The sequence below is a fragment of the Rhizobium sp. TBD182 genome (assembly GCF_001950375.1).
Classification (GTDB): Bacteria; Pseudomonadota; Alphaproteobacteria; order Rhizobiales; family Rhizobiaceae; genus Agrobacterium; species Agrobacterium tumefaciens.
In genome coordinates this window covers 279,047-288,215 of sequence record NZ_BDLN01000006.1, presented here as the reverse complement: position 1 = coordinate 288,215, position 9,169 = coordinate 279,047, and the positions used below count along the sequence as shown (strand labels likewise).

Sequence of the window (9,169 nt, the reverse complement as noted above, 5' to 3'; positions counted from 1 at the left end):
AAATTTTCTTCGCCGTCGCCCTATCGGGTGCGGCAGCAGGTTTTGGAACCGTTTATTCGAGCTCAGCGGACACGCCGCCGGAACTTGCCTCTCCCATCTATGGCGTCACGCTTCCTGAAGGATATCGTGACTGGAAGTTCATCGCGCCCGCGCAGGAAGCGCCGCCGCTGGACGAGCTTCGCGCGGTTCTGGCAAACGATATCGCCGTCGACGCCTACAAGAGCGGAACCCTGCCCTTTCCCGACGGCTCGATACTGGTGAAGCTCGCCTATAAGCGGCAGCAATCCACGGAGTTTCCGCCGGCCACTGTTCCGGGCGCGGCAACCACCGTGCAGGTGATGGTGAAGGACTCCGGGAAATATGCCGCCAGCCACGGCTGGGGCTTCGGGCGGTTTGTCAACGGCAAGCCGGTGGACGCCGCTCAGCATGAGACGTGCCTCTCCTGCCACGAGGGCAACGTCAAGGACCATGATTTCGTCTTCACGCGATATGCACCGTAACCGATTCCGGGGCTTGGGCGATTTCGCTTTCGCGACTGTTCGCGGAAAGGCGGCCTCTACACTCGATTACAAATTCACCGAAGGCCGGACACATCAGGGATACGTGAGGCCGGGAAATTGGTGCCATCGCCGGGTCGCCTTCGCCGCCCGGAACCCCGAACTCCTGCCTGAAAGGACAAGATGATGACGTTTCTGGTCATTGCCTATCTCGGAGGGGCGCTGACAATTCTCAGCCCCTGTATCCTGCCCATCCTTCCCTTCGTTTTTGCGCGGGCGGGGCAACCCTTCCTGCGCAGCACGCTGCCCCTGCTTACGGGAATGGCGGCAACCTTTTGCGCCGTCGCGACGCTGGCGGCGGTGGGCGGTAGCTGGGCAATCAGCGCCAATGAATATGGCCGGCTCGCCGCTCTTGTGTTGCTTGCGATCTTCGGTGTCGGCCTGATTTCGCCCCGCGCGGCCAGCATCATCACCCGCCCGGTCGTTGAACTCGGTAACCGGCTCGCCAACGCCGCCGGCAAGCCCGGGTCAGTACCGACGATTGCGGGCTCGCTGATACTCGGCATCGCCACCGGCCTTTTATGGGCACCCTGCGCGGGACCAATCCTCGGGCTTGTCCTGACGGGGGCGGCCCTGAAGGGGGCCAATCTGGAAACGAGCCTGCTGCTTGCCGCCTATGCCGCCGGGGCTGCTACCTCCCTTGCCGTTGCCATCCTCATCGGCGGCCGGGTATTTGCGGGTATGAAGAGGTCTCTGGGTTTCAGCGAGCGGATCCGCCAGGCGCTTGGCGCGGCGGTGCTTGCCGGCGTTACGGTCATCGCGCTCGGTCTGGATACGGGTTTCCTGTCGCAGATTTCCTATGCGAGCACGGCATCCTTCGAACAGCAGGTGCTCGATCGGCTCCACACCGCCAGAGCGCCTGAAGCGGCGACCGCGGCAGGCGCCAGCGCCAGCGCTGCTGCGGCCCGGTCAGAGCTGCCGGTTGAGGGCAAGGCTCCATCGCTCGATGGCGCCGTCGAGTGGCTCAATTCCCCACCGCTCACGCGCGAACAATTGCGTGGCAAGGTCGTCCTCGTCGACTTCTGGACCTATTCCTGCATCAACTGCATCCGCACCATTCCCTATGTGCGGGCCTGGGCAGACAAATACCGGGACCAGGGCCTCGTCGTCATCGGTGTCCACGCCCCCGAATTCGCCTTTGAAAAGAAAATCGACAATGTCAGGCAGGCCGTCGCCGGCTTCAAGATCGATTACCCGGTGGCAATCGATAATGATTACAAGATCTGGCGCGCCTTCGATAACAGCTACTGGCCGGCGCATTACCTGATCGATGCCAAGGGCCAGGTTCGCTACCACCATTTCGGCGAGGGCAACTACCGGCAGACGGAAGAGGCGATCCAGGACCTGCTGCGTGAATCCGGCAGCAGCACCTCCGCCAGCGCGCCGGTGAGCCCGGAGGCGACAGGGGCTGAAGCCGGTGCGGATATCGGGCATATGCGCTCCGGCGAAACCTATATCGGCTACCGACAGGCTGAGAATTTTGCATCTAACGAGGCGGTGCGCGCGGACACGCCGCGCGACTATTCCGTCACGACGCCTTCTCTCAACGAATGGGGACTTTCCGGTACCTGGACGGTTGGCGCGGAAGCGGCGACACTTGATGCGGCTGATGGTGGCATCACCTACCGTTTCAGCGCCCGTGACCTGCATCTGGTCCTTGGGCCGGCAAGCGCCGGAAAACCGGTTCGTTTCCAGGTCACCATCGACGGGCATCGGCCGGGCGCAGATCACGGCGCCGACACGGATGCCGAGGGCAACGGCGTTGTTACCTCAACCCGTCTTTACCAGCTCGTCCGCCAGTCCGGCACCGTCCAAGCGAGAACCTTTGCCATCCGCTTCCTCGACCCCGGCGTGCAGGCCTATGCCTTCACGTTCGGCTGAACCTGCATTTTCCTTCCCTTTCACATTAAACCAGAGGAAAAACATGATGCACCGTCGTCTCATGCCAAAATTCGCGATTGCCATCGCAACCGCACTGATCGCTTTTGCCGCACATGCGGCAGAGGTGAAGAATATCGTCATAGTCCATGGCGCGCTGGCCGATGGTTCGTCCTGGCGCCGGACGACAGAGATCCTTCAAAGTCGCGGTTTCAACGTCACGATCGTGCAGGAGCCTATCACCTCTCTTGTCGATGACGTGGCGGCCACCAACCGTGTCCTCGATCTCCAGCAGGGCCCGAGCCTGCTCGTCGGGCACAGCTACGGCGGCATGGTGATCTCGGAAGCGGGTAACCGGCCGGATGCGGCCGGGCTGGTCTATGTCGCGGCCTTCCAGCCGGAGAAGGGAGAGAGCCTTCTCGACCTCGCCGGCTCCAGACCGCCGGCCGGCAACGGCATCAAGCCGACGAAGGATGGCGCGTTCCTTTATCTCGATCCCGCCGTCTTTGGACAAGATTTCGCCGGCGATCTGCCACGTGAGGACGCGGCCTTCATGGCAAGCAGTCAGGTCTTCGCCGCCAAGGCCGCCTTTGCCGCCAAGGCCGGCGAACCCGCCTGGAAAACCAAAAAAAGCTGGTCGATTGTCGCAACGCAGGACCGGTCAATCAACCCCGATCTCGAGCGTGACATGGCCAAGCGCGCCGGCAGTGCGGTGACCGAGATTGCGGCAAGCCATGCGGTCTTTGCCTCCCAGCCCGATAAGGTTGCAGACGTCATCGAACAGGCCGCCCGGCAATCCTCAAAGTAAGCGCACCTCCGTAAGATCAAATGCAGCCGCCCCGGATGTCGGGGCGGCTGATTGCGTTGGAAGGGCGAGCCAAATGTATCAGTCTGTATCCGGAATGCACCCTGCTACAAAACCATTCACATTCGCCTCCCTCGGGACACATCGACGATACACGCACCCCGTTACCTGTCCGGCATCCAACACGGACAGGAGAGACAGCAAATGACTTCCGAGATCAATTTCCAGCGCCGCCGCTTCTTCGGCATTGCCGCAATGACGGTTGCCGCCGTCGAATTCGGGGCCACAGGCCTTGCTCATGCCAAGGGCGAAGCGCCTGCGCCTCAGCCGTCAACCGGACGCGACGGAGCGACCTCCTTTGGCGCCCTTAAGCAGGTTGAAGCGGGTGTACTCAGCGTCGGTTACGCAGAAGCCGGCCCCGCAGACGGTCCGGTCGTGCTGCTGCTGCACGGATGGCCTTATGACATCTACAGCTATGTTGATGTCGCGCCCATCCTTGCATCGGCTGGATATCGGGTACTCATCCCCTATCTGCGCGGATATGGCACGACCCGTTTTCTCTCGGACGACACGGCACGCAACGGACAGCAGGCGGCGCTTGCGGTCGACATGATTGCCTTTCTCGACGCACTCGGCGTCAAACAGGCCGTCGTGGCCGGTTATGACTGGGGCGCTCGCACCGCCGACATCATGGCCGCACTCTGGCCCGAGCGTTGCAGCGGGCTCGTGTCGGTCAGCGGCTATCTCATCGGCAGTCAGGAAATCAATAGAAAGCCACTTCCGCCCAAGGCGGAACTTTCGTGGTGGTATCAGTTCTATTTCGCGACGGAACGCGGCCGTGCGGGTTACGCAGCGAACACCCGCGACTTCGTGCGCCTGATCTGGCAGACGGCATCTCCGACCTGGAAATTCAGTGACGAGACCTTCAATCGTTCGGCCCCCGCATTCGACAATCCCGACCATGTGGCCATCACCATCCATAACTATCGCTGGCGGCTTGCGCTGGCCGACGGGGAAGCCAAGTACGATAATTACGAGCGCCAGCTTGCGAAACTTCCCGTCATCACCGTGCCGACGGTAACCTTGGAAGGCGACGCCAACGGTGCTCCGCATCCGGACCCTTCCGCCTATGCATCGAAGTTTTCCGGCAAGTACCAGCATCGCAACATCAGCGGCGGCATCGGCCATAACCTGCCTCAGGAAGCGCCAGAGGCTTTTGCCAGGGCTGTTCTGGACGTCGCAAAGCTTTAAACTTGCCGAAGCCCGCGAACCGTTGTCTTACTGCATGTGACAGCGGGGCGCGCGGTAGCGGGCCACTCGAACCGTCCGGACGACGAAGGCATCCAATGGACCATATCGACCATATCCTCGTCGTGGACGACGACAGGGAAATCCGGGAGCTGGTCTCCAGCTACCTGAAGAAGAACGGCCTACGTACGAGCGTGGCGGCCGATGGACGGCAGATGAGAAGTTTTCTCGACGGCAATACCGTCGATCTCATCGTGCTCGACGTGATGATGCCTGGCGATGACGGGCTAGTTTTATGCCGAGAGCTGCGGGCGGGGAAACACAAAGCCACGCCGGTGCTGATGCTGACGGCCCGCGATGACGAGATGGATCGCATTATCGGGCTCGAAATGGGCGCCGACGACTATCTGTCGAAGCCCTTCGCTGCCCGCGAACTTCTTGCGCGGATCAAAGCCATCCTGCGCCGCACGCGGATGCTGCCTCCCAATCTGCAGATCAGCGAGGCCGGGCAGCTCCTGACCTTTGGTGAGTGGCGCCTCGACACGGTGGGCCGTCACCTGCTCGACAGGGAAGGCACGACCGTGGCCTTGAGCGGCGCTGAATACCGGCTCCTCAGGGTCTTCATCGATCATCCCCAGCGCGTCCTCAACCGGGACCAGCTGTTAAATCTCACTCAGGGCCGTGATGCCGAACTTTTCGACCGGTCGATCGATCTTCTCGTGAGCCGCGTGCGCCAAAGGCTGGGGGATGACGCGCGCGAACCCGTCTACATCAAGACGGTGCGGGCGGAAGGCTATGTCTTTGCGGTGCCCGTGGAGATTTCGGAGCCGAGGATATGAACGGCCCACGCCTGCTCGGCGGATGGTGGCCGCGCTCGTTGCGGTCCAGACTTTTCATCATCCTGTTTGCGGGCCTCGCCATTGCCTACGGTCTGTCGTTCAGCATCCTCTTTGCCGAACGATATATGTCGGCAAAGGCGGTCATGCTCGGCACTCTTGAGCAGGATCTGGCTGTATCGATCGCCATAATCGACCGCCTGCCTGCGGAAGAGCGGGCGCAATGGGTCCATCGCCTGAGCCGCAGCAATTATCAGCTCGTCCTCGGCCCGGGTGTTCCAGGTGTTTCCGACATGTCTGGCCGCGGCGCCGAAATTGCGCAGAGGATCGAGGAGGCCGCAGGACACCGTTTCCCCGTCAAGGTCGAGTCCATTCCCGGCGACGGCAAGCGGCTTCAGGCGCATCTGGCGCTATCGGACGGCTCGCCCCTGACAATCGACGTGACACCGCGCGGCGTGATGCCGCTGGCGGAGTGGCTGCCTTATGTCTTCGCCGCGCAGATGGCGCTTCTTCTTCTGTGCACCTGGTTTGCAGTGCGACAGACGACCAGACCGCTCAGCGCGCTGGCTTCGGCAGCCGAAGCGTTGGATCCGGGGGAAAAGGGGTTGCCGATGAGTGAGAGCGGTCCAAGCGAAGTTGTCCACGCCGCCCGCGCCTTCAACGCGATGCGCGATCGCGTCGCCCAATATCTCGAGGAGCGGGTCCAGATTCTCGCGGCGATTTCGCACGACCTGCAGACGCCCATCACCCGGATGCGGTTGCGGGCCGACATGGCAGACGATACGCCGGAAAAGGAAAAGCTGGTCAGTGACTTGCGTGAAATCGAACGTCTAGTACAGGATGGTATCGCTTATGCACGCAGCGCTCATGGCAATGGCGAGAAATCCTCACGTATCGATCTGGCCTCTTTCATCGACAGCATAGCCTACGACTATCAGGATACAGGAAAAGCAGTCACGGTTGACGGTATGGTGCGCGGCACAGTGTCGACAAAGCCACATGCCCTGCGAAGAATCCTGACGAACTTGATAGATAACGCACTCAAATTCGGGGGCATTGCGGAAATCAAGGTCGACCGGCGCACTGAAGGCACCGTAGTCATCACGGTGCTCGATCGTGGGCCGGGCATCCCCGACGAGATGCTGCAAAATGCCATGCAGCCCTTTTTCCGGATCGAAACATCGAGAAACCGCGACACCGGCGGAACAGGACTCGGACTTGCGATCGCGCAGCAGCTCGCCGGAACAATTGGCGGCTCGGTGCGCCTCTATAACAGGCAGGGCGGCGGGCTTGCAGCTGAGGTGGCTTTTGCCTGAGAGGGGCGCAGGTCAACGATAGTATCCCTTATCATTTGATCACCACTGGCTCCGGAATAACGACGGCTTGGGCCTTAGCTGAAGTAAGCACTTCGCCAGACGGTGTGTGCGCCATACCATCAACGACGTTCCAGCGAATGAGCTTCCCGTGGAGAGTCGCATAGCAGCTATTATCGCTCGCAGCCGTCACTCTCATTGACGACCTCCAGCAGACGTGATTGTGAAGCTTAGGATCCACGATGGCCTTGCATCCACTGGGATCTGACCTTCCCGTTCGATACCATGGTGTCGCTTGCACAGTCGATAACAGGAAAGCCCAACCACTCTTAGGATCCGCACAGACTGTCGGGCTGTCCGTGCTAGTATCATAGGAATACACTCCGACCATTGCTACCTCATTCGTGCCTGGGCGAGGCGCCCAAGTCTCCTCCTCTGGCTGCAGCACCTGACGTTTTGGTAGATAAGCTTGAGCCGAACCGTGCTCTACGTTAACGGATACAAGCCAGTCCGTTGCGCCGTTCGGAAGCGTGACCGTGATCGTGCAAGTCTTTCCAGACTCGAACACAGTCCCCTTCTTCCTGCATGAATCCCCACTTGTCACATTAATACCTTTGGGGATTGTGATGTCTTCGGTAAGCGCCGTACTAGTGTCTACGCCCTTCTTAACCGGATATGTATGCCACTCCAAAATAAGGGCGGCATCATCAACATCGTAGACTTCAAACCGCGCTGTGAAGCCGCCATTCCTTACACATTCAGCCCATCTTTTCAAAATTTCCTTGTCGCCCGAGGCTAACAGAATTGAACTTTCGTTCTTGACGATGGTTGAAATGTTCAATTTTGAGCCAATCTCGTCGATATACCGTTGAAAATCCTTTTCGTCATTGCTGCCGGTGAGAGAGAAACCTCCGTAGCCAAAGCCTCCACTGGCGGCAAGGTCTCGGGCAATTTCCGCGCTAGACTTTCTGGTATATTCCGCGGCCAAGATTTGCTGAAAAAACATTCCGTATCTGTATTGAGACACCTGTTTAGTGCCATCAACTAGGACTTCTCCACAATTGTTGGCCGAAGCAGGACTCGATAAGACGGAGAAGCCAAGAAGCAGTGACACCAAAAGAAAAAGCCATCGAGTCATTTTGAGTCCTCCAAATGAGTTCGAATGACGGCAAAACTACTACTCTGGATGTTAGGCCGCAATTCATCTAAAAGGTGTAATGAGCCGCGATCATCCGGGTTCCCGCAGGTTTAAAACCGATTTATATGCGACCACGGACGTGCTTGGACCACAATATCTGCGAGCAAAACGCCTACACGAGAACGGCTGCAATAATCGGGCTTCTATGCCGCAGCGCGGTGCTGAGGCAGCGACCCAATTTATGGACTTTCAAAATCGCTGGGGACGACAAAGAGGAAGTATTCCGCTGGAGGCGCTCGATGTCATCTTGGATTTCACCGCGAATCTTCGACCTCCCCCAGTGCGAGGCCGGAGCGATTTCTACCCGTCGCGTCGAAGAGCAGTTCAAGTGACCGAATGTCGATCCGGATGAGCGGCCGCGATCTCCCGGAAACCAGCCCGCGCTCGACACGACAAAGATTTGCAGTGAAATCCAAGTGACCTCGTTCCAAACGCTAATGATAAGATCGACTTTACTTACGGTTCTTTGCCGTCACCGTGTCGGACATAGTTCCCCGTTCATACTGCCTGTGGGTTACTGCTTACCAACCCGGCTCGGCTAATTGGTTGAGAGTTGGCCATGGCCAACCTGTCTCAGCATTCTCACAGCGTGCAGATCGGGGCAAATCACGGTCCCAGCGACCGGCGAAACCCGTGATTCTGGAGCCTCTCGTGACTAAAGCGACGACATCACAAACCTCCGTCGAGCGGCGCGCCGAAGAACTCGACACCATCGCGTCCGTCCTGCCGCTCGAACGTCGCGACTAGCTCGCCGAGCTGTTGACTGATCAGGACGTCGAGACGCTGCGCCATCTCGTCAACCATGGAATGGGCGACAACACGTTGCGGGCACTGATCTCCGATCTTGCCTATCTTGAAGCCTGGGGGCTGGCGATCACTGGCAATTCTCTTCCCTGGCCTGCACCGGAAGCACTACTGCTGAAATTTGTCGCCATCACCTCTGGGACCCGGAAAAACGCGCAACAGGTCCCGACCACGGCATGCCAGCTGCGGTCGATGAAAACCTCCGGCGTCGGGCTTTCTGAAATCCGTTGGCCCGCACGCGCCGTCGACGGGGTCGGGCGATGGGGGACCGTGTCGAAGCGCGCGCTCGATCCGCAGTCGGTCAATGCGATCATCAAACAGCGGGCGGAGATGGCGGGATTGGATGCAGCTGAGTTTTCGGAGCACGGCCTGCGGTCCGGTTATCTGACCGAGGCTGCCAACCGCGGAATTCCCCTGCCAGAAGCCATGTAGCAATCACGCCACCGATCCGTCCAGCAAGCATCCAGCTATTATAACAGTGCTACACGGAGAAGCAGGCGAGCGGCCCGATTGTTGTAGATCGGGTCTCA

General features: G+C 59.6%; 7 protein-coding genes and 1 pseudogene. 7 read left to right on the top strand and 1 reads right to left on the bottom strand.

The features are described from left to right. Window positions 1-2: 2 nt before the first annotated feature. From T18_RS19045 to T18_RS19020, 6 genes are all read left to right on the top strand, one after another. The gene (locus tag T18_RS19045; RefSeq protein WP_075807770.1) at window positions 3-500 is read left to right on the top strand and encodes a cytochrome P460 family protein; all 498 of its coding nucleotides are present in this window, start codon (window positions 3-5) and stop codon (window positions 498-500) included. A 183-nt stretch (window positions 501-683) separates the two neighbouring features. Further along, complete coding sequence (locus tag T18_RS19040) at window positions 684-2,438, top strand: cytochrome c biogenesis protein DipZ (protein WP_038495729.1); 1,755 nt, start codon at window positions 684-686, stop codon at window positions 2,436-2,438. A 46-nt stretch (window positions 2,439-2,484) separates the two neighbouring features. Continuing rightward, window positions 2,485-3,243, top strand: a complete 759-nt coding sequence (locus T18_RS19035) for an alpha/beta hydrolase (protein ID WP_038493443.1) — start codon at window positions 2,485-2,487, stop codon at window positions 3,241-3,243. A 201-nt stretch (window positions 3,244-3,444) separates the two neighbouring features. Continuing rightward, window positions 3,445-4,491, top strand: a complete 1,047-nt coding sequence (locus T18_RS19030; protein ID WP_038493446.1) for an alpha/beta fold hydrolase — start codon at window positions 3,445-3,447, stop codon at window positions 4,489-4,491. Window positions 4,492-4,586: 95 nt separating this feature from the next. After that, window positions 4,587-5,327: a response regulator gene (locus tag T18_RS19025; RefSeq protein ID WP_003508322.1), complete on the top strand. Its 741-nt coding sequence runs from the start codon at window positions 4,587-4,589 to the stop codon at window positions 5,325-5,327. Beyond that, window positions 5,324-6,640, top strand: a complete 1,317-nt coding sequence (locus T18_RS19020; RefSeq protein ID WP_038493451.1) for an ATP-binding protein — start codon at window positions 5,324-5,326, stop codon at window positions 6,638-6,640. The genes T18_RS19025 and T18_RS19020 overlap by 4 nt, the downstream gene beginning before the upstream one ends. Window positions 6,641-6,671: 31 nt before the next feature. Here the strand turns inward: T18_RS19020 and T18_RS19015 are convergent, their stop codons facing one another. After that, window positions 6,672-7,775 carry a hypothetical protein gene (locus T18_RS19015; protein WP_038493454.1) on the bottom strand — a complete coding sequence of 368 codons (1,104 nt, stop codon included), beginning with the start codon at window positions 7,773-7,775 and terminating at the stop codon, window positions 6,672-6,674. A 711-nt stretch (window positions 7,776-8,486) separates the two neighbouring features. On the opposite strand from T18_RS19015, the pseudogene T18_RS19010 reads away from it, so the two are divergent. Continuing rightward, a pseudogene (locus T18_RS19010) lies at window positions 8,487-9,158 on the top strand (tyrosine-type recombinase/integrase). Window positions 9,159-9,169: the final 11 nt, after the last annotated feature.